This is a genomic window from Clostridium sp. CM037, assembly GCF_055081095.1.
In genome coordinates, this window is record NZ_CM143650.1 from 3,621,808 (window position 1) to 3,645,095 (window position 23,288).

A 23,288-nucleotide genomic window follows, 5' to 3' on the forward strand; every position below is an offset into this window, starting at 1 on the left:
TCCTATTAAAAATGTTATAAATTAAAGTATTTGAAAGATATTATTACTTTTAAAACAAATCGGTAATAGGTCCTTTGGGATTAATAATATTTTTTATGAAGTTTTTCGTCGTAACTAAAATTAGATTATTAATTTTATGTTGTACTTTTTTATGTTTTATTTTAGCTAAGGGTAAGCTATATCTACATAATAATTCTAGTTATTTCCTTCGTATGTCCAATATTTACCTCATCCTAAAAACAGACCCAAAACCACTCTTAGTAAGCTTTGGATCTACAGCATGTAAATTAATTAATATCTAATAGAATGATTATGATATTAAATTCAGTTTTCAATTTAAATTTTAGTGCTAATAACCTTATATACTTATGGTGGATATGGATTAGATTGCTGTAACTCTTACCTGCTGGTTTTGTAATACTTTTAGTGTTAAATTTACTACTATTTTCTCAGTGAGTTGTGTGAACGTTTGTTCTGTTGGAGTTTCAGTTGGATTTGTGTGAATATCAATTTCAGTAATATCTGCCTTTACTAATTCAACATAAGGTTTTTCATTAAAGAATTCTGTTAAGAAGAAATTCTGATCGCACGGATTACGTCCAAGTACTGAATCTGCACAATTATCACAGCCTTCAAGTTTATCTGCAAAGAATTCTAGTTCACTTGGAGTAGTGTTTTCATTAAAAACAGGTGCCCTAAGGAAATTAACTCTAGTAGTGAAATTAAAAGGGACTTGAACTGTACAGTGCCTTATATCTCCACATACATTTACGCTTGTACCTACCGGACAAGTTTGAGTTGCATACTCAATATTCTTTCTAACAAAACCTGCTATAAATAATATTCCAGTGCAATTATGGCTGTCTTGAGAAAATGGAATAAGACGAGATTGAGTTAAAAATACATTTTTTTTAATACGTTTAATCTCCATGACTGTTTGGTCTAATGTGATAGTAGCCTCAACAGGAATTGTTATATTGGTCTCTGCTAGTACAACTGGGATCTTAACTACTACAGGTCCAGCATTAATAACGTCAGGCGATGAATCAATTTGTTCAGTTATTGATTCAGATTGAGTAGTAACGTTTGCACAAGGATCGCTTGGTTTATAACACTCTTCAGTAAACGCATCATCTATTTGATTTTCTTGATCTGGTTCAGAGTCAATATTCATAATAATGGAATCCTCCTTTTTATCTAACCAAAGTATAAGTATAATCAGTGAATCTTGTATATATAGATTACACTAAATTTATTACATTCTGCCCTCTATTCTCCCGGTTGAAGCTTTCGTTAGCTACTCAATAAAATGTAAGATTTTTAGCATGACCTTTATAGTATATACTATTGTAATTTATGGTTTTGTGTTACTGAAAAAGGGGTTAAAAAATAAAAATTAACTATTATATCCTTTGGAGATGAAATTTAAAATTGTTTTAAGACAAAAAACACCGGACTATTTTTGTCCCATTCACTAAAAAAAGCACTCCTTTTATATATTTATAATAAAAAAAGTAATTATAAAATTTAGTATATAATACTCGAGAATTATTTAATAAACAAAGAGTGAATTTTAACCATAAATATGGGATAAAATCCACTCTTAATCCAAAAATCATAATATTACTTAAATTCAGTTTCTAATTTAAATTTTATTTCTAACAACCCTATGCAGTTATGCTAGATATAGATTAGATGTCGATTGCTGTAACTCTTACCTGCTGGTTTTGTAATACTTTTAGTGTTAAATTTATCACTATTTTTTCGGTGAGTTTTGTGAACTTTTGTTCTATTGGAGTTTGGCAGTTTGAAGTTGGATTTGTGTGAATATCAATTTCAGTAACATCTGCCCTTACTAATTCAACATAAGGTTTTTCATTAAAGTATTCTGTGAAGAAGAAACTCTGATCGCAAGGATTACGTCCAATTACTGGATCTGAACAAACATCGCAGTCTTGTATTTTATCTGTAAAGAATTCTAGTTCACTTGGAGTAGTGTTTTCATTAAAAACAGGTTTCTTAAGGAAAGTAACTCTAGTAGTAAAATTAAAAGGAACTTCAACTGTACAGTGCCTTATATCGCCACATACATTTACACTTGTACCTATCGGACAAGTTTGAGTTGCATACTCTATATTTTTTCTAACAAAACCTGCTATAAATAATATCCCAGTGCCATGACGGCTGTCTTGAGAAAATGGAATAAGACGGGATTGAGTTAAAAATACATTCTTTTTAATACGTTTAATTTCCATGGCTACTTGGTCTAATGTGATAGTAGCTTCAACAGGAATTGTTATATTTGTCTCTGCTAATACAACTGGGACCTTAACTACTACAGGTCCATCTTTAATAACAATAGGTTTTACATCCATTTGTTCAGTTATTGATTCAGCTTGAGTAGTAACTGTTGCACAAGGATGACTTGGTGTACAACAAGCTGCAGTATAAGAATCATTACTCGTAATTTGATTTTCTTGATTTTCTTGATTTACTTGATTTTCTTGATTTTCTTGATTTGATTTATAATTAATATTCATAAAAATATTATCCCCCTTATTATCTAACGAAAGTATTAGTAAATCTTGTATATATAGATTGCACTAAATCTATTACATTCTGACCTCTACTCTCCCTGTTGAATATTACGCTAGCCGATCGGTTTAATGTAAGATTTCCTGTGCAATCTTTACTGTATATACTATTACGATTTATGGTTTTGTGTTACTGAAAAATGGACAAAAACAAAAATTCTATCATGATTAAATAAAAATAATATGGCAAAACTATCAAACCATCTACAATCAATATATTGTCAATATCAAACATTTTGAAATCTTTATTTTTTTGATTATGCGCATCACAAATTCTGAGGTTTAAATTCTTTTCTTTTTTATCACCAGTCTTAATTAAGAATAGTACATTTCCTTGTAAATCAATATTAAACAACTAATAATCCATCGAGGCTTATTCTTGTTTACATGCTCCATTTTGTATGATAAAAACTTTAAAATACCGATTTCTAAATTCATTTACCAACTAATTTAAATGAATATTTATTCATATGCTTGCATGTTTTTTCATTGAGAAATTAAAATATAGTGCATTATAAAATGAGCAACTTAAATACCCCTTAATAACCTTATCCTATCATTAGTTAATAATTTAATAGTTTATTCTTATATCAAATAAAAAACAGCCCTATAAACTTATTAAGGCTGCTGCTTTGCACTATTAAATCCATATTTTCGAAAAATTTCCTTACCTTCTTTACTCAATAAAAATGAATATAACTCCTCTGCATATTTATTTTCTTCTTCATTCTTTAATTTAGAAGTCCAGTACTCTGCCTCTACATTATGTTTAGGATCAATATCAATTATCTTAACTTTATCCCTCACGCCTTTTGTAATATCTGATGAATAAACAAATGCTGCATCTGCTTCTCCTATTACAACCTTATTTACCACCTGTTTTACGTTACTCTCCTCTGATACTATGTTGCTTAGTACCTTTCCCTCATATTGTGTTCCTAATTGCTGATTTAGAGAATGAATTATCTTTCTCGTGTACTCTCCAGCTGGCACCTCCTTCTGAGCTATAACAAGTTTACATTTATTCTGTAAATCATCAAGCTTTTCAATCTCAGCTGGATTACTTTTTGGAACAATCAGAACCATGGAATTATGTAAAAAGGCTTCTCCTTCTGAAATATATCCTTCTTCTTTTAAGGCATCATAATGCTCTTTATTTGCTGATAGAAACAAGTCAGCTTTTATTCCCTGCTCTATCTGAACTCTTAATCTACTTGTACTGTCCAGATTCAGCGTTACTTTTACCTTAGGATTTTCTTTTTCAAATAATTTAATAATTTCTTCAAGGCTTTCTGTTAATGAAGATGCTGCCAAAACAATAATTTCTTGTTTTGAGGCTTTATCTGCCTGTTTTGCTTTACATCCTCCGCTTAACATAATTAATAACAAAGTCATAACTATTAATATTTCTCTCACTAACCTCTTTTTCATTATTTCTCTGCCCCCTGACTTCACAATTCTATATATCTCATTTAAAGTCAAAAATTCTCTTCCGTATTAATCAAGCCTCTTAATCCTCCTCAGTTTTAGTGATATACTTCAATATACCCAAAACTCCAACTGATACAATAACCAATAATACTGCCATTCCCATAGATAGGTTTAAGTCCTTTTCCATTGCCGTATATATAGCTAACGGCAGCGTCTGTGTTTTTCCTGCCAAATTTCCTGCAAATAAGATAGTCGCTCCAAACTCGGCAAGGGATCTTGCCCAAGAAAGAACAGCACCAGTTAACAATGCATTTTTAGATAATGGGAGTGTAACGTAAAAAAATATCTGCAAATGCGAACCTCCCAAAACTGCTGCTGAGTTCTCTAGTTCTCTATCCACCCTTTTGAATCCAGCCCGTGCTGATTGAATAAATATAGGCATTGCTATAAACACCTGTGCTGTAACCACAGCTATAAAAGTGAATGGTAGCTGAATACCAAATGGAGATAGATATTTTCCTATAAGTCCATTTCTCCCAAAAGTAACTAATAATAGTAAACCAGCCACTGCTGGAGGCAGTACAAGAGGCAACTGTACAATGATTTCAACAAGCCTCTTTCCCCAAAATGAGTACCTTTCCATGTAATATGCTGTTGGTATACCTAATGCAATAATTATTAGTAAAGAAAGAAAAGTGCTTTTCAAGCTTATTATAAGTGCCTGTAAGACAAATGAGTCTAAAATCAACTCTAAAGATTTCTCCCATGGAAATATAAAAAGTGCAATGATAGGGCTTAATAAAAACAAAACACATATACTGCATGTTAAAGCTAAAATTACCTTGAATAATCCTTCATACTTCATAAAAAACCTCTATTCATTATAAGTCCATGTGCCACTCTTAATTTTAAATTTATTATACTCCCTTTCCAAAGGTACAATCAGGATATCTACATTCCTCACACTCCATACAAAGTCCCCCATGACCATATGCTGCTATATCAGCAAAACTCAATTTTTCCTTTGCGAGTACCCTTGGTAATACCAAATCAAATATAGTTCTCTTAGAGTACATTACACAACCCGGCAGTCCTAAGATTGGAATATTACCTTTATAAGCTAGCAAAAACATTGCGCCTGGAAGCACGGGCAATCCATATGTTACAATTTCTGCCCCTGTATTTTGAATTGCTGTAGGCGTAACGTCATCTGGATCTACTGACATTCCACCGGTACAGATTACCATTTCAGCCCCCTGCTCTATCCAAGCGTCTACTGCTTCTGTTATCTTATTCTCATCATCCGAAAGTATGGCTTGTCCAAGTACTTCACAACCGTATTCCTCCACCTTACTTCTTATTACAGGACCAAAAGCATCCTTTATTCTACCATGATATACTTCATTCCCTGTAGTAACAATTCCAACTTTCATTGGTGCATACGGTATGATGCTTACAATTTTCGCGTCACCGATTAACTCCTCTGCTTTTTTTATCTTATCCTCCTCAATTACAAGTGGAATAACTCTTGTTCCTGCTACCTTCTGTCCCTTTTTTACAGGATAGTTATTATGTAATGTAGCTAAAATTATCTCACCTAAGGAATTAAGTCCATATAACAATTTTGTATTAATTATAAGAAGTCCATCGTATTCTGCTATGAAATTAATTTTACCTTCTTTTACTTCGCTAAATGTAAGTCCTACTCCTGCTGTAAGGCATCGCAATCGTTCTGCTGCATCATTTTCATGAAGGTATCCTTGTTTCTCCTCCCATACATATATGTTGCCTTTTCCTAATGAAAGCAATAATTGAATATCTTCTTCTTTAATTACATGTCCTTTTTTAAATGCTCTATCCTTTACTACTCCTGGGACAATTTGAGTAATATCATGACATAAAACGGACCCGACTGACTTTCTTACAGGTATTTTTTTCATATCAATCACCTCTAATTTATATTTTAAAATAAATATTGTTTAATCCAACACTCACCAGTATGCCAAGAAGAATTTGTAATCTATGATGAACACTATCTAATATACATTCTAAAGATTCTCTAACTAACTCTGTCTTTTTCTTCCATAATATTAGCCCTCCTTCTGAAATGTCGTTAAATAAAGTACTGCTTCTAATACCCCCCCTGCTATATTTCTTGCTTTATCAGAAATAGTATAACAATTCATTTTTTCCGACACCCTTGGATCGATATCTGCAATCTTAAATCCCTCTTTTACAGTGCTTCCACTACGTAGAATCCCTCTTAATAATCCTGATATTGTTGCTTTTATTTGATTCTCTCCGATATAGGCAATAACTTCATCTTTTTCAACCACAGCACCAATATCAAGAACATTCTTAATTATTCCAGCGCAAGTCGAATGTATAACTCTTTCTTTAGAGTACCCCATGATATTTCCTGGAATCCCTGTGTTTTTAGCAGCTTGTCCATGAAAAATAAGTCTACCAAGATTATGTCCTCTAGTGGTCTCTATTACAACATCTACATCTTTACCTGCTGTAAACCCAGGCCCAATAGCAATAGTTATATCTGCCATATCCTTTGTTGTTCCCATATTCTTCTTAGCAATAATAGCATCAACTACAATTTTAGGTTTTATTTTTTGAATATATTTACCTTCTTCATCTATAATCACTGGAATTTTTTTATTACTCCAGGCATTTTCTACTTCACTTAAAGAGCACACATGTGCAGCTATAATTCCTTCTATTTTTACTTCTCTTTCATATACTGCTTCACTAAAAGAAACACTTCGTCTAATAGCAGTAGGTTTTGCTACTTCTAAAACCAATACTCTAAATCCACTTCTATGCAGTTTTTGAATTGTGCCAGATGCTAAATCTCCTCCACCACGTATAATCACAATATCATTAAACATACTCATTATTCTCCTCTAGTTTTAGAATATACTCATAATTTTCATTAGTATCAATATCAAATAACTTTGCACTATCATGTATTTCTACAAATTTAACTTTCTCTAAATTCTTATTTATTATTATTTTCCCACCGACATCTCCCTCTAACTGCAAAAACTCTTCCTTAAACACATACGGAAATATTACAGGATTACCACGTCTACCCTCACACCTTGGAACAATTATATAATTTGAATTTTCTCTAAATTCGTCAATTAATTCTTTTATCGTATCTACATCTAAAAAAGGCTGGTCCGCCGTAAAAAACATATATCCATCTGTTTCTGCTGTATGTGTTACACCCAATTTAACTGATTCGCTTATTCCTTTAACTGCATTTTCATTTTTAATAACTTTCAAACCATTTTTTTTACCAATTTCTATTATTCCAACTTCTCTAGCTACAATAATTATCTCTGAAAAGCAACATTGTTTAATTACTTCTATAGTATGTTCAATTAGCATTTTACCTTTATATTTTAAAAAAAGCTTATTTTTTCTCATTCTCCTTGAATAACCTGATGCTAATATTATAGCACTTATCAATATAATATCACCTACTCTCACCCATAATGAATAGTTAATCCTTAATTTCATACATAAGATTATCGAAAATATACGTTAGTTTTTAAACTTCCAATAAATACTTTATTTAATAACTTTTTATTCCTTGAATTTATTTCCTTAACTAACAACCTGGCTAACATTAAATGATTGGGGTCTTCTATTTTATTTATGTATAGTATTTTTTCTCCTTGTGCTCCCTTGAACAACCCCTTAGGATGAAATATTAGCTTAGATATGTGTCCAAGTTTAACAGTTTCTTCCTCTTTTGCCCCCGTTATTTCACAAAATATCTTACTTCTATGAATATTGCTCTCATTAATTAGAGTACCGCATGACTGTATATCTATAATTCCTACAGTTTTTGTAGTTTTTCCGTATATAACTGGTTCAAATTCATTCCACCCTTTTAGCTGTTTTTCTCTTGCTCCATCTGCCTCTATTAGTATATAGTCAAAATATGGTGCTAACTCATCTAATTCTTTTGTGCTTAGCCCCAATATTTTATTTTCTCCATTTACAGCTAATCCTAAAATATAAATTCCATTTTTATTCATAGTAATATACCTTGAAATCATTTCTTTATCAGTGCATATAAAGTCATACTTATCATCTAATGGAATGTATATCTTAGTGGTTGTAGTTACTAAGACTCTATTATTCGCTCTCAGCTCTTCTGCAAGCTTAAACATCATTGTGGTTTTGCCACCTGCACCTACAAAAGATATAATATCATTTTTCTTCAGTTCCATATAATTACTCAGCTTCATGATATCACCCTTAATTCAGTAGAAAGTTGAGGGTTGAGAGTGGAAAGTTAATGGTGGATTTTTCCGTTCAGAAAAATCCCCTTCACTCTCAACTTTCAATTCTCAACTCTCAACTTATTTTTTCTTACTATACGGTGTATTCGAAATAGGTAGCTTTGTTCTAAACTCCCCATCATAGTTATAATACGCACCAGCAACAGCAGGCGCAGTAGGTATTGAACATATCTCCCCTATTCCCTTTGCCCCATATGCAAGGTTCATATTTCCTCTACCTAATATAATAGATTCTATTTTCGGTACTTCTGTTGTTTTAAACAATCCTAGTGTTCCAAATTTTGCAGTTGGTACGCTGCCCCTAAGCGGATAATCTTCTGTTAGAGCATATCCAAGGCTCATAACAACACCGCCTTCAATCTGTCCCTCAATACTTTTAGGATTTATAGGAGTACCAACATCATGAACCGCAATAACCTTCAAAAGTTTACCCTCATCATTCAAAATAACTACCTGTGTAGCATAGCCATAAGCTACATGACTTACAGGGTTTTGTTTAATTGAGCTCATTTTATCAGTTATCCCTTTAAATTCTCCATAGAATTCTTGCCCATCTAAGTTTTCTAATGTTTGATATGTTAATGCATCAAGAAGTTCTCTAGCTGCTCTTTTTACTGCCTCACCTGTGAATAATGTTTGGCGTGAAGCTGTTGTATTCCCAGAATCAGGGCAAGTCAAAGTATCTGGCGCTGCATGTACCACTTTATCCGATGACATATTAAGGGTTTCACAAACTATTTGCGTTAATATAGTCCCAAGCCCTTGTCCAATACAAGCCGCACTGGTATGAATATATACGCTACCATCCTTTATAACCAGCGTGCAACGTCCAATATCAGGGATTCCGACTCCTAGTCCACTGTTTTTAATAGAACAAGCTATTCCTGCTTTAGGATTTTGCTTGCATATTTCTTTCACTGCTTCCAAAGTTTCAACAATAGATGTTGATGAATCTGCAATTTGACCATTAGGAAGTACTTGGCCTGGTCTAATTGCGTTTCTATATCTTATTTCAAAGGGAGTTATTGAAGCCAAATGCGCAAGCTGATTTAAATTGCTTTCTATTGCAAAACAGCTCTGTGTTACCCCAAACCCTCTAAATGCACCAGCTGGTGGATTATTTGTATATACTGCTTTCCCAATTATATCAATATTATGATAATTATACGGTCCTGCTGCATGGGTGCATGCTCTTTGCAGCACAGGTCCCCCCAGCGACGCATATGCTCCTGTATCAGCTATTATGATGGCTTTCATAGCAGTCAAATATCCATTTTCATCACACGCAGTTGTAACCTCCATCTCCATAGCATGACGTTTGGGATGTATCATCATGCTTTCCCTGCGACTTAATGCAACCTTCACAGGTTTGTTACATAAATAGGCAAGAATTGATGCATGGTGTTGAACGCTCATATCTTCTTTTCCACCAAAACCACCACCAACTATTTTACTTACAACCCTTACTTTACTTTGATCAAGCCCTAAAGCTTCTGCACATTCTTTTCGAGTTTGATAAATTCCTTGGTCTCCGCAATATATTATTATTCCATCATTACCATCTGGCGCAGCTACTGCCGTTTCGGTTTCTAAAAAAGCATGTTCTGTAAATGGCGTGCTGTATTTATTTGTTACGCTGTATTTAGAACTTTTTATATATTTATCTGCATTACCAAATACCATGCTTTCAGTTACTAATAAATTACCGCTTGCATGTACCTCCGGCGCACCTCCCTTCAGTGCATCTTCCGGACATGTAACTGGTGTTAATTCTTCAAAATCAATTTTAACTAAAGATTTAGCCTTTTCTAGTAATTCTTTCGTTCGGGCAGCTATTAGAACTATAGCATCTCCTATGCAGTGAGTTATCTTTCCCATTGGTATTAATACATCCCAATCCTTTATAATATGACCAACTTTTGGGCTTCCAGGAAGCTCATCCGCTGTAATTACTAGATAAACACCTTGTAGTCTTTTAGCTTCACTAATATCTATACTTTTTACTAAGGCACGTGGATATTTAGTTCTAACCGCTCCACCGTAAATCATACCATCTATACGCATATCATCTACATATTCTGCTGTGCCAAGCACTTTGTCTACAGCATCAATTCTATTTAAATTTTCTCCTATTAAACCTTTACAAGTAGATTTAGGTACCTTTGTATTTTCTCGTAATAGTTTAGCCGCGAGCTTTACCGCTTCAATTATTTTCACATATCCCGTGCAGCGGCAGATGTTATTTTTCAAAGCATTTCTTATTCCGACCTCAGTTGGATTTTCTACCTTATCAATAAGACTCTTTGCACTTATGACCATTCCCGGAGTACAAAAACCACACTGTACTGCTCCTGCTTCCATAAAAGCATGTCCATATACATCTTTTTCTCTATCCGAAAGGCCTTCAACCGTTATAATATTTTTATCTACAAGCTTGCTTGTTTTTAATATACATGCTTTTTTTGCCTCGCCGTTTACTAAAACCATACATGTTCCACAGGCACCCTCAGAGCAACCATTTTTAACTGATGTTAAATTCAAATCTTCCCTTAAGAATGTAATTAACTTTTTATCTTCCTTAGCCCTAACTTTATTCCCATTTACAACAAAGTTAAACATTACAGCCACCCCGTTTTATATATTGCCCAAAATTCTGCTTTATAATATTTCCATTCTCCAGAATCTGTGTCCCTCTTAGAAAAACATGCTTAGCTGATCCTACAGTTCTAAATCCTTCAAAAGGTGTATAATCTACATTTTGTGTTTGATTATCTTTAGATATAATTCCTTGATTTTTTATATCCCATATAACTATATCCGCATCACTTCCAACTTGTAATGCGCCCTTTCTAGGATACATTCCAAAAATCTTTGCAATATTTTCACTAAGCATAGAACACATTTGTTCTTTACTTATTCTACCTTTATCTACTCCATATGTGTACATAAGGATTGGTCTATGTTCAACCCCTGGTATACCATTGGGTATTTTACTAAAATCGTTTATGCCATGATCTTTTTGACCTTTAAAATTAAAACTACAGTGATCTGTTCCAATTGTATCAATATCTTCCTTTGATAAAGCTTGCCATAATCTTTCTAGATCATCTTTTTTTCTTAAAGGTGGTGACATAACATACTTAGCACTTTCAAAATCCTCTGATAAATATGAACTATCTTCTAAAAGCAGATATTGAGGGCATGTTTCTACATATACCTTTTGTCCTCTTTTTCGCCCTTTTAATACCTCTTCTAAAGCTTCTTTTGTACTTAGATGTACGATATAAATAGGTGCGTCTGCTAAATTTGCAATGTCTATATATCTTGATACTGCTTCTGATTCCACAATATTAGGTCGTGACAGTGGATGGGCAGCCGGAGTCATATTTCCACTATTAAGCTGTTCTTTTATCATAGTATTTACAAGATCCCCATTTTCACAATGAACACAAAGCAAACCATTATATTTTTTCAAACACTTTAAAAGATCATATATCTCTCCATCATTAAGACGCAAATTGTCATAGGCCATATATGCTTTAAATGATGTTATTCCCTGGTCTTTCATTTTTTTAAGTTCATCTTTTATATCTGCATTCCACTGCGTTATTGCCATATGAAAGCCATAATCGCAACTTGAAACACCTTTAGCTAAATTATGCCAATTTATTAGCGCTTCACTTAGAGTTTCTCCTTTGTTTTGCGTTGCAAAATCCAAAATCGTTGTGGTTCCACCTACAATAGCCGCGGCAGTACCTGTTTTAAAATTATCTGCAGTTCTAGTGTATCCTGTATCTAAATCAAAGTGAGTATGAGAATCAATAAATCCTGGAAATACTAAACAACCTGCTGCATCTATAATTTGTGCTTTATCATCTTCTAAATTTTCACCAATATAGGTAATTATTTCATCTTCAATTTTAATATCAGAAATATAGCTTTTTCTAGGAGTTACAATAGTTCCACTTTTTATAATAATTGACATTTAACCCACCTCTTCAATTTTTAAATTATATAACTATAATTCGAAATTACAGCCCAAATCATATTCTCAATGTCTTTAGATATAACTGTATTGCTTTCCTTAAGATTAACTTCTAAAACTTCGCCATCTAATCTAACTTTTACTATTTTTTCATCTTTATTAATTAATACAAATCCCACGTTTTGGCTATTTTCAAAATCAACTTCTGTAGCAAATAGTGTAAATTTTTCTTTATATGGAGCGCTATTATATGGGCAGAACATTTCACAGTTTCCACACTCATTGCACATTTTATCAAGATGAATTATTTGATGCATTTTATTACCTTTTACTTTTATAGTAACATTTGCACGGTTAGGACAGACATCAACACAAGCTTCACATATTGTTGAACACTCAAGACATCTTTCACACTCTTTAGGACCGCGCGTTTCCATTTTGAGTATCCCTTTTTTAGCTGTTGGTGATTCGCTATTTGTGCTTACTTTTGGCAAATTCATTGTCAAATCACAATTTTTCTCTTCTTTAACTACAGCTCTTGCAAATTTTGTTGCATCTGCTATACCCTCAACTACTGTAGCTGGTCCATGTAACCCATCTCCGGCAACATATACTTTTTCAATATTTGTTTCGAGTGTTGTTAAATCTACAATAGCTTGCGCCTTTTCATTTACTTTAATATTATTTTCTTCAAATATCTTAGTATCTATCTTCTCACCAACTGCCGATATAACAATGTCTGCTGGTATATCTACCATACCTCCGCTTGAAACTGGTCTTCGTCTTCCACTTTCATCTGGTTCTCCGAGTTTCATAACCTCACATTTAAGAACACCGTTACTAACTTTTACAGGTGATAATAATTCCTTAAATTCTACCCCTTCTTCAATTGCTAATTGCAATTCTTGGGTATCCGCTGGCATGTATTTTTTAGTTCTACGATATACTACATATACATGTTCTATTCCATCTACTCTTTTAGCTGCTCTAGCTGCATCCATAGCAGTGTTACCGCCACCTACAACTACTACATTTTTACCAATGTTTAATTTTTTATCATTATTCTTTAATCTCTCTAGAAAATCAATTACATTGATTACATTTTCACCTTCAATATTAAGTCTACCTGGTTTCCATGCACCAATCGCAAATAATATATATTTATATCCTTGCTTTTTTAACTCATCTACAGAATTCTGCTCTGAATTCAATTCAATTTTAACTCCCATGCTACAAACAAGTTCAATGTCCTTTTGAATAGATTTTTCTGGCATTCTAAATCCTGGAATAACATGTTTTACTATTCCTCCTAATGAGTTTCTTTTCTCGAAGATTGTTACATTCACTCCTTCTCTTGCAAGGAAATATGCTGCTGCAAGACCTGTAGTTCCTCCGCCAACAATCGCTACCCGTGCATTGCCTTTTTCTGTTATCTTAAGTTCCTTAATTAAACTTTCATATGCTTTTTCTGCTGCTCGTAATTTTATATTTCTTATATTAACAGATTCATCGCAGAAATTTCTGCTGCATTTACTCATGCAAACATGGCTGCATATTGTTCCTGTAATAAATGGAAGCGGATTTTTTAGAACTATTACCTTTAGTGCTTCAAGATGTTTACCTTCAGAAACAAGACGTATATATTCTGGAATATCTTGTGATATAGGACATCCCTTCTCGCATGGTGCAATAAAACAATCAACTAATGGTACTTTTTCATTTATTTTGCGATTAAGAATTGGTTTTATATGCTTTATATGATGAATATCTTTTACTGATTTATCTTTAAGCTCTCTTAATTTTTCATTATCCATAACATACTTATTAGTATATTCTGACTTGTTTAATTTTTCAGCAATTTGAACACATCTTTGATATCCACCAACTTTTAAAAGTGTTGTTGCTATAGTTATAGGCCATATACCCGTTTCAAATATATCATTTATATTGAAAACGTCCGCACCTCCTGAATAAGAGATCTTAAGTTTTCCATCAAATTCTTTTGAAAGCTTATATGCAAGTGCTATTGAAAGAGGATATAGAGATTTTCCTGACATATACATCTCATCGCCTGGTAATTCAGCATTTTTAATCTGAGCTGGAACTGTATTCGTTAATTTAACACCAAATGACAATCCTTTTTTACTTGCCAAATCTTGTAACCCTCTAAACATAGAAGTAGCATCATTAAATTGCAAGTCCTCATTGAAGTGATGTTCATCAAATGAAACATAATCGTATCCCATACTATCTAAAGTTTTACGTACAAATTTATAACCTAATAATGTGGGATTACATTTTACATAGGTATTTAGTCCTTTTTCATTTATTAGGTATGTTGCAATGCGTTCAATTTCATGTGATGGACATCCATGTAATGTTGATAATGTTATCGATGTACATACCTTAGGTGATATATGCTCAACATATTCTTTGTCAATATTTTTAAATTTATCCATATTTCCAAAGACGTATGACCTGCATTCACTCCATATATCACTTTTAGATGCATCTTTAAGACCCATAATAAATTCACCTATTTTAGGTGAATTTATTCCTTCAAAATCATATCCTACGCTCATATTAAAAATAAATCCATCAGGACTTCCTAGTTCAAGCTCCTTTGATAATATTTTTAGTGCAAACCACGCTTTAACATACTCCGCATATGCCTCTGAAACTCTAAGCTCAGTAGACCACTCTACGTTATAGCACTCATCTTCTGCTTTTATGCATGGCTTTGATACAGGTAAATCTTCACCGTCAAGAGTTTGTACTGTTTTTAATTCAAAAAATCTACACCCAGAAACGTATGCTGCAATTATATTTTGTGCTAGCTGTGTATGTGGACCAGCTGCTGGACCAAAAGGAGTTTCAATTTTTTCTCCAAATATTTCAAGAACCTTATTATCCCGCTTTTTGAAAAATTTGTTTACTCCAAATATCTTGACCTGCTTTTTATTTTCGTAAATTATCCACTCCATTAAGTTTTTAAATGGAATAGGCGTCATTCTATCACCCATAGGTAATGCCCCCTTATTTTTATTTGTTTTTTAACTATTGATTTTATTCCATAATTCATTTGATAATTCTCTTGATTTCGCCATGATTTGTTCAGAATCAACACCGATTATTTCACGGTCCTTCATAAGAACCTTACCATTTATCATTGTAGTTGTTACACATCTCCCATTAATTCCAAATAAAATATGAGCGTTTGCATTATTTGCATTAAATGGCGTTAGTGGATCGTATTCTGCTACTATGATGTCAGCATAAGCTCCTTTTTGTATAACTCCAAGAGGTTTTTCAAAAAATCTATTAGCAATCTTTGCATTGTTTTTAAATGTCATTAAAGGAATTTCACCCCAACCAACAGATGAATTACAGTTATTATGCTTATGCAAAATATTTGCAACCTTCATGGATTCAAACATGTCGCTTGTATATCCATCAGTTCCAAGCCCTACAATCAATTCTTTTTTTACAAACTCTAGCACAGGTGTACATCCTACAGCGTTACCCATATTAGATTCTGGGTTATGAACTACCATTGTATCTGTTTCTTTTAATAAATCCATTTCAGCAGGATTTATGTGTATACAGTGAACAGCAATAGTTTTTTCACCCAAAATATCAAGATCAAATAAACGATTTACTATTCTTTTATTATATTTTTTTAAAGAATCATATACATCCTCTATACCTTCTGCTGTGTGCACATGATAACCAGCACCATACGGCGTATTTCGGGCGCAATATTCAAGAGTTTTATTACTTAATGTAAAAGATGCATGAAGTCCCATCATACCCTTTTGCATATCAGAGGAATCCTTTTTAGCTGCATTCATAAATTCAACATTTTCTTTTACAGCTTGTCTCATTTTTCCCTCTCCATCTCTATCAGAAACTTCATAACATAAAGATGTACGAATTCCTAGCTTTTTAGCAACACCCGATATTTGAAATAAACTTCCTTCAATACTACCGTAACTTGCATGATGGTCAAAAACAGTTGTAACCCCATTTCTTATACAATCTAAGTACGTTCCATATGCACTATATTTTGTATCTTCGAGTGTTAATAATCTATCTATTTTCCACCACATTCCAGAAAGAATATCTAAAAAGCTTTTAGGGTTATTCCCTTTAATAGAAAGACCACGGGCAAATGCACTATATATGTGATGATGAGTATTAATCATTCCTGGCATAATTAAACCTTTTTTAGCATCAATAAACTCAGCGCCCTCATACTTTTTCTTCATTTGCTCTGTGGTTCCGATGTTCACTATAATATTAGCATCAATACATACACAACCATCCTCAATAAATGTATTGTCATTATCTCTAGTCAATAACCTACCATTGCCTATTAAAATCATAATATCCCTCCTGTAATATATTTTCAAAATGATATGCAATTAATTGATTGTTCTCATTGTTTTTACTATTCCAAATTTATTCTACCATTTTTTTCCGACTTTAGTCAATTTGTTATTTTAATTTTTTTGTAAACTTAAAAAATTTTTGTAATTTTTGTTGATTTATAAAAAAAATACTGATATACTGAATTTATAAAATATTTGTAAAATTTTAATAATTATGACTTATTATATAACTGATTGAGAGGTTTATTATGGATATTAACAGTAATTTAGATTTTTTAAAAAAATTAGCCAAAGGCATTTCATCCCAATTTGGGAGAAATTGTGAAGTGGTTATACATGACTTATCTTCCGGTAATCCAGATTACCCAATTCTCTTTATTGTGAATGGCGATGTTACAAAGAGAACAACAAGCACCAGTAGTGCTTCTCGCGTTGTATTAAACGCTTTGAAAAATAATTGTGAACAAGTTGAAGATAATTTAAACTATATTACCAAAACTCATGATGGCAGGGTTTTAAAATCAAGTACTATATATATACGAAATGATGAAAACATTCCTGTTGGTATATTTTCTATTAACTATGATATTACTGAACTAACTATGGCTAGTAATTGTATAGAATCCTTGATTAGTCATAAAGAGAATATTTACGACGGGAATAAAATTCCTCAAAATGTAAATCAACTACTAGATGATTTATTAGAGGAATCTGTAAAAAAAATAAATAAACCAGTTGCTTTAATGAGTAAAGACGAAAAGATACAAGCTATTCAATATCTTAATGATGCCGGCGCTTTCCTAATCACTAAAGCAGGCGATAAAATAGCAAGTTTTTTCGGAATTTCAAAGTATTCAATCTACAATTATGTAGATATAAAAAAATAAATTTTCCGGAGGTTTTGTTATGAATAAAATAAAATGGGTACGGAATGATCTCACTAAAAACAGTAATAAAATGTTAAATATAATGTCCCTTGAAAAAATTGATAAGGCATCTTCTTTCCATAAAAGCTTCCCACAGTATAGTCAAACACCCTTAGCTAAACTAGATAATATGGCTAGATTCCTTGGCCTTAAAAATCTGTATGTAAAAGATGAGTCTTATAGATTTGGCTTAAATGCTTTTAAGGTCTTAGGTGGTTCTTTTGCTATAGGTTATTACATTGCAAAAAAATTAGGCAAAGATATATCAACGCTTCATTATAATACTATTACATCAAAAGAACTTCTTAAAGAATTCGGACAAACAACTTTCTTCACAGCAACTGATGGAAATCATGGAAGAGGTCTTGCTTGGTCTGCTAACAAATTAAGCCAAAAATGTGTTGTTTTTATGCCAAAAGGCTCATCAGAAACTAGACTAAGGAACATTCAAAATGAAGGTGCTACAGCTACAATCGAAAATGCAAATTATGACGAGTGCGTCCGCATCGCAATAGCCGAGTCAGCAAAAACTCCTAATTCTGTAGTTGTTCAAGATACTGCATGGGAAGGTTATGAAGAAATACCTTCTTGGATTATGCAAGGTTATGGAACAATGGCAATGGAAGCTAATGAGCAGCTTCATGATGATAACTGTGATGCACCAACTCATATTTTTCTACAAGCTGGTGTGGGTTCTCTCGCTGGTGCAGTTCAAGGCTATTTTGCAAATGCTTATCCTGAAAATCCACCAATAGTTACTATAGTAGAGCCGAATAAAGCAGATTGTATATTCCGCTCAGCATCAGCAAAAGATGGAAATATAAGAATTGTTACTGATGATATGCAAACAATCATGGCAGGCCTTGCATGTGGTGAACCAAACACAATATCATGGGATATTTTAAAAAATAATAGTTCATTCTTTGTATCTTGCCCAGATAATATTTCTGCTAAAGGAATGAGACTACTTGCTGCACCTATTAAGGGAGATCCTACGGTTACTTCTGGTGAATCTGGCGCTGTAACAATGGGTATTCTCTTTAATATAATGAAAAATAATGATTTAAAAGATTTAAAAGAGGCTCTAAAACTTGATGAAAATTCAAAAGTACTCTTATTCTCAACAGAGGGAGATACTGACCCAGATGTTTATCGTAATATTGTATGGGATGGTAATTATTCATCATTATAATGCATATCACTTTAGCTAGAAATTTAATATTTATTCAAATTTAAGGGGGAATAAAAAATGGATTTTAATAGTATTAAGGAAAAAGCAGAGGGCTATAAAGTTCCAATGACAAAGTTCTTACGTGATTTAATAGCTATACCAGGTGAAAGTTCAGGAGAGGGAGGCGTTATACGACGAATCGCCGCGGAAATGGAGTCCCTTGGTTTTGAAAAAGTAGAAATTGATAAGATGGGAAATATTTTAGGTTACATGGGATCCGGTAAAACTCTTATAGCTTATGATGCCCACATTGATACTGTTGGGCTTGGTGAATTAAGTAACTGGACATTTGATCCATACATTGGTTATGAAAATGATGAAGAAATTGGTGGACGTGGTTCCTCAGATCAACTTGGTGGTATAGTTTCTGCTACTTATGGTGCAAAAATCATGAAGGATATGGGACTTTTATCTGACAAATACACTGTTTTAGTTACTGGTACAGTTCAAGAAGAAGACTGTGATGGATTATGTTGGCAATATATTCATAATGAAGATAAGATAAAACCTGAATTCGTTGTTATAACAGAACCTACAAACGGAAATATATATAGAGGTCATCGTGGTCGTATGGAAATACGTGTTGAAGTTAAGGGAGTATCTTGCCATGGTTCAGCTCCAGAGCGTGGTGATAATGCTATATATAAAATGGCTGATATTCTTCAAGAAATTAGAGGTCTTAACGATAATTTGCATTATGATGAGTTCCTCGGTAAAGGAACTGTTACTGTTTCTGAGATATTCTTTAATTCTCCATCGCGTTGTGCTGTTGCTGATATGTGTGCAATTTCACTTGATCGTCGTTTAACAGATGGTGAAACTTTTGAAATAGCTCTTGAACAAGTTCGTACGCTGCCTTTTGCTAAAAAATATAAAGCTGAAGTAACAATGTACAAATATGAAAAACCAAGCTGGACAAGTCTTGTTTATCCAACTGATTGTTATTTCCCTACATGGGTTCTGCCTGTTGATGCCCCCGCTACAAAAGCAATGGTTGAATCATACGAAGGTATGTATGGAACACCGATTGTTGATAAATGGACCTTCTCTACAAATGGAGTTTCTATAATGGGTAGATACAATATTCCTTGTATTGGTTTTGGACCTGGTAAAGAGGAGGAAGCTCATGCTCCAAATGAAAAAACTTGGAAAGCTGACTTGGTTAAATGTGCTGCTGTATATGCTGCTCTCCCAACGATTTATTGTAAAAATAAATAATATTAAATAATATTAAATAAAAAGGAGTTTTTTAAAATGGCTTTAATGGATAAATACATCAGCAAACTTAACTCCCTAGATTTCAATAATATGTATAATAATGATTTTCTTCTCACATGGGAAAAATCAAAAGATGAACTCGAGTCAGTGTTCACAGTTGCAGAAGCTCTTAAAGAATTAAGAACAAATAACATATCATCAAAGATCTTTGATAGTGGCCTTGGAATTTCACTGTTCCGTGACAATTCAACTCGTACAAGATTTAGCTTTGCTTCTGCTTGTAACCTTCTTGGTCTTGAAGTTCAAGATCTTGATGAAGGAAAATCTCAGGTCGCTCATGGTGAAACAGTAAGAGAAACTGCTAACATGATTTCTTTCATGGCAGATGTTATAGGCATCCGTGATGATATGTATATTGGAAAAGGTAATGCTTATATGCGTAAAGTTTCTAAGGCTGTACAAGAAGGTAATGATGAAGGAATTTTAGAACAACGTCCGACACTTGTTAGTTTGCAATGTGATATAGATCACCCTACTCAATGTATGGCTGATGCTCTTCATATTATAAATGAATTTGGTGGCATTGAAAATTTAAAAGGCAAAAAGATCGCTATGTCATGGGCGTATTCTCCATCCTATGGTAAACCACTTTCAGTTCCTCAAGGAGTAATTGGACTTTTAACTCGTTTTGGTATGAACGTTGTTCTTGCACATCCAGAAGGTTACGAAGTTATGAGTGAAGTCGAAGAAATTGCAATAAAAAATGCTGCGAAGTCTGGCGGTTCATTTACAAAAACGAATTCTATGGAAGAAGCATTCAAAGATGCCGACATAGTTTATCCTAAGAGCTGGGCTTCTTTTGTTGCTATGGAAAAACGTACAGATTTATATGCAAAAAATGACCAAGCTGGTATAAATACGCTTGAAAAAGAACTCCTTGCACAAAATGCTGAGCATAAGGATTGGCAGTGTACTGAGGAACTTATGAAAACTACAAAAGATGGGAAAGCACTTTATCTTCACTGTTTGCCCGCTGATATCTCCGGTGTTAACTGCGTAGTTGGAGAAGTTGATGCTTCTGTATTTGATCGTTACCGCATACCACTTTATAAAGAAGCAAGTTATAAACCTTATACAATAGCTGCTATGATCTTCTTAAGTAAAGTTAAAAATCCACAGGAAGTTTTAGCTACGCTTGAAATAAGCGATAAAGAACGCAAAGTAAAATAACCCAAATTAAATCATGGGGGGAAGTTTTTATGAGTTCTAATCAAAAATCCTTACTATTCCAATATGATGGTAAACCTTCATTTAAAGAAATTATACCACTGGGCCTGCAACACGTTGTTGCTATGATTGTTGGTTGTGTTACACCGGCTCTCATTATTGGTGGTGTTGCAAATCTCACCGCTTCTGACAAAATTTTACTTGTACAATCCTCACTGTTTTTTGCCGGCATAGCAACTTTAATTCAAATTTTCCCACTCGGTAAAGTTATTGGTTCACGATTACCTGTAATTATGGGAGTAAGTTTTGCATATGTTCCAACATTAACGGCTATTACTGGTGAATTTAACATTGCTACTGTTTTTGGAGCCCAAATAATAGGTGGTTTAATTGCTATACTTTTCGGAATGTTTGTGAAAAAACTTTTAGTATTCTTTCCACCGCTTGTTACTGGTACGGTTATATTTAGCATAGGATTATCACTCTACTCAGTCGCTATTATGTATATAGCTGGTGGTGCTGGTTCTCCAACTTTCGGCTCTCCTAAAAATTGGGCTGTTGCCCTAACAACACTTGCTGTTGTAATGTTTTTAAATTATTTTACTAAAGGAACTCTCAAACTAGCATCTATTTTAATAGGTATAATTGTGGGATATGTTATTGCTATGTTTCTTGGAATGGGATCCTTTGATGCGGTGGCTTCAGCTGGATTGTTTCAAGCTCCAAAGCTACTACACTTTGGTATAAGCTTTAATATTACAGCTATAATATCTATGGCTATAATGTATATTGTAAATTCTGTTCAAGCTATAGGTGATTTATCTGCTACAACAAGTGGAGGTATGGATAGAACTCCTACTGACAAAGAGCTTTCTGGTGGTATTATTGGAAACGGATTTTCAAGTATAATTGGTGCTTTCTTTGGTTGTATGCCAACTGCAACATATAGCCAAAATGTAGGTATAGTAATTACAAATAAAGTTATCAATAAGTGGGTATTTGCTTTTGCTTCTTTTGTTGTAATTTTAGCAGGTCTTATTCCTAAATTTGCCTCACTGCTTACAACTATCCCTCAATGTGTTCTTGGTGGAGCAACAATCTCTGTTTTTGCCACAATAACAATGACAGGGGTTAAGATGATTGCTTCAAATAATCTTACAATGAGAAACTCAACGGTTGTAGGCATTGCAGTTGCGTTAGGTCTAGGTATAGTTCAAGTACCCAATGCATTTGCTCTATTCCCAGGATGGTTTATATCTATATTCGGAAAATCATCTATTGTTGTTACAACTATAGTTGCAATAGCATTAAACCTTATCTTACCTAAAGATAAACCTGAAAACATTATTATTACTAATAATAAATCTGAATCAAAAAACATGTAAAAAAGAATTAAGCCACTTTAGTGGCTTTTTAATAAGGTGGTATAAAAATGAATAAGTTTATGAAAATCGCTATAGAAGAAGCTTTGGCCGGAATGGAGAACAATGATGGTGGTCCTTTTGGAGCCGTTATTGTAAGAAATGGTGAAATTATAAGTTCCGCTCATAATCAAGTTATTAAGACCAATGACCCTACTGCACATGCTGAGGTTACAGCCATTAGAAAAGCTTCCAGTACACTTGGTAAATTTGATTTATCAGATTGCGTAATATACTCCTCTTGTGAACCTTGTCCTATGTGTTTCGCAGCAATTCATTGGGCAAAAATAAAAACTCTTTATTATGGTTCAACTAGGCAAGATGCTGCAAACATAGATTTTGATGACCAATATATTTATGATGTAATAAACGGAACTGCAAAGATATTGCAAGTCGAAGTGCTACAAATAGATAGAGAAGAGAGCCTTGAAGCTTTTAAAAAATGGAAAATCAAAACAGATAGGGTTCAATATTAGAAATGAAAAACAAAGCACTTTCATCGCATTGATGGAAGTGCTTTGTTTTTCAAAATTTAA

The 23,288-nt window shown here is 33.3% G+C and carries 18 protein-coding genes; 6 read left to right on the forward strand and 12 right to left on the reverse strand.

The window, feature by feature from the left end; genetic code table 11:
• Nucleotides 1–382: 382 nt before the first annotated feature.
• From ACWJKP_RS17310 to ssnA, 12 genes are all read right to left on the reverse strand, one after another.
• Complete coding sequence (locus tag ACWJKP_RS17310; RefSeq protein ID WP_224578767.1) at nucleotides 383–1,174, reverse strand: CsxC family protein; 792 nt, start codon at nucleotides 1,172–1,174, stop codon at nucleotides 383–385.
• A gap of 517 nt (nucleotides 1,175–1,691) precedes the next feature.
• Nucleotides 1,692–2,540 (reverse strand): CsxC family protein, encoded by an 849-nt coding sequence (locus tag ACWJKP_RS17315; protein WP_462961330.1) that lies wholly within the window; start codon nucleotides 2,538–2,540, stop codon nucleotides 1,692–1,694.
• 672 nt (nucleotides 2,541–3,212) lie between these two features.
• Complete coding sequence (modA, locus tag ACWJKP_RS17320; protein ID WP_165412665.1) at nucleotides 3,213–4,025, reverse strand: molybdate ABC transporter substrate-binding protein; 813 nt, start codon at nucleotides 4,023–4,025, stop codon at nucleotides 3,213–3,215.
• Nucleotides 4,026–4,104: 79 nt separating this feature from the next.
• Nucleotides 4,105–4,890 (reverse strand): ABC transporter permease, encoded by a 786-nt coding sequence (locus ACWJKP_RS17325; RefSeq protein ID WP_165412664.1) that lies wholly within the window; start codon nucleotides 4,888–4,890, stop codon nucleotides 4,105–4,107.
• Nucleotides 4,891–4,942: 52 nt separating this feature from the next.
• A complete protein-coding gene (locus tag ACWJKP_RS17330; RefSeq protein ID WP_165412663.1) occupies nucleotides 4,943–5,965 on the reverse strand; it encodes a molybdopterin-binding protein in 1,023 nt (340 codons plus the stop codon).
• Nucleotides 5,966–6,115: 150 nt separating this feature from the next.
• Nucleotides 6,116–6,925, reverse strand: a complete 810-nt coding sequence (yqeB, locus tag ACWJKP_RS17335; protein ID WP_165412662.1) for a selenium-dependent molybdenum cofactor biosynthesis protein YqeB — start codon at nucleotides 6,923–6,925, stop codon at nucleotides 6,116–6,118.
• Nucleotides 6,918–7,511, reverse strand: a complete 594-nt coding sequence (gene mocA, locus ACWJKP_RS17340; RefSeq protein WP_165412661.1) for a molybdenum cofactor cytidylyltransferase — start codon at nucleotides 7,509–7,511, stop codon at nucleotides 6,918–6,920. Before mocA ends, yqeB begins: the two co-directional genes overlap by 8 nt.
• A gap of 59 nt (nucleotides 7,512–7,570) precedes the next feature.
• Nucleotides 7,571–8,299: a selenium cofactor biosynthesis protein YqeC gene (yqeC, locus tag ACWJKP_RS17345; RefSeq protein WP_165412660.1), complete on the reverse strand. Its 729-nt coding sequence runs from the start codon at nucleotides 8,297–8,299 to the stop codon at nucleotides 7,571–7,573.
• Nucleotides 8,300–8,413: 114 nt separating this feature from the next.
• Nucleotides 8,414–10,972, reverse strand: coding sequence for a selenium-dependent xanthine dehydrogenase (gene xdh / locus ACWJKP_RS17350; RefSeq protein WP_165412659.1), 2,559 nt, complete (start codon nucleotides 10,970–10,972; stop codon nucleotides 8,414–8,416).
• Nucleotides 10,965–12,338, reverse strand: a complete 1,374-nt coding sequence (hydA, locus tag ACWJKP_RS17355; protein ID WP_165412658.1) for a dihydropyrimidinase — start codon at nucleotides 12,336–12,338, stop codon at nucleotides 10,965–10,967. Before hydA ends, xdh begins: the two co-directional genes overlap by 8 nt.
• Nucleotides 12,339–12,358: 20 nt before the next feature.
• The gene (gene ygfK / locus ACWJKP_RS17360; protein ID WP_165412657.1) at nucleotides 12,359–15,361 is read right to left on the reverse strand and encodes a putative selenate reductase subunit YgfK; all 3,003 of its coding nucleotides are present in this window, start codon (nucleotides 15,359–15,361) and stop codon (nucleotides 12,359–12,361) included.
• Nucleotides 15,362–15,391: 30 nt separating this feature from the next.
• Nucleotides 15,392–16,723, reverse strand: a complete 1,332-nt coding sequence (gene ssnA / locus ACWJKP_RS17365; RefSeq protein WP_165412656.1) for a putative aminohydrolase SsnA — start codon at nucleotides 16,721–16,723, stop codon at nucleotides 15,392–15,394.
• Between the two features lie 254 nt (nucleotides 16,724–16,977).
• Here ssnA and ACWJKP_RS17370 point away from each other — a divergent pair, with 254 nt between their 5' ends.
• From ACWJKP_RS17370 to ACWJKP_RS17395, 6 genes are read left to right on the forward strand one after another with little or no spacing between them, the layout of a single operon-like run.
• Nucleotides 16,978–17,616 (forward strand): helix-turn-helix transcriptional regulator, encoded by a 639-nt coding sequence (locus tag ACWJKP_RS17370; protein WP_165412655.1) that lies wholly within the window; start codon nucleotides 16,978–16,980, stop codon nucleotides 17,614–17,616.
• A 19-nt stretch (nucleotides 17,617–17,635) separates the two neighbouring features.
• Entirely contained in the window at nucleotides 17,636–18,847 is a 1,212-nt protein-coding gene (dpaL, locus tag ACWJKP_RS17375) for a diaminopropionate ammonia-lyase (protein ID WP_165412654.1), read from the forward strand.
• 57 nt (nucleotides 18,848–18,904) lie between these two features.
• Nucleotides 18,905–20,104 (forward strand): YgeY family selenium metabolism-linked hydrolase, encoded by a 1,200-nt coding sequence (locus ACWJKP_RS17380; RefSeq protein ID WP_165412653.1) that lies wholly within the window; start codon nucleotides 18,905–18,907, stop codon nucleotides 20,102–20,104.
• Between the two features lie 36 nt (nucleotides 20,105–20,140).
• Nucleotides 20,141–21,334 (forward strand): knotted carbamoyltransferase YgeW, encoded by a 1,194-nt coding sequence (ygeW, locus tag ACWJKP_RS17385; RefSeq protein WP_165412652.1) that lies wholly within the window; start codon nucleotides 20,141–20,143, stop codon nucleotides 21,332–21,334.
• Nucleotides 21,335–21,363: 29 nt separating this feature from the next.
• Complete coding sequence (locus ACWJKP_RS17390) at nucleotides 21,364–22,716, forward strand: uracil-xanthine permease family protein (RefSeq protein WP_462961331.1); 1,353 nt, start codon at nucleotides 21,364–21,366, stop codon at nucleotides 22,714–22,716.
• A 47-nt stretch (nucleotides 22,717–22,763) separates the two neighbouring features.
• Entirely contained in the window at nucleotides 22,764–23,228 is a 465-nt protein-coding gene (locus tag ACWJKP_RS17395) for a nucleoside deaminase (RefSeq protein WP_165412650.1), read from the forward strand.
• The last annotated feature ends 60 nt before the right edge of the window (nucleotides 23,229–23,288 follow it).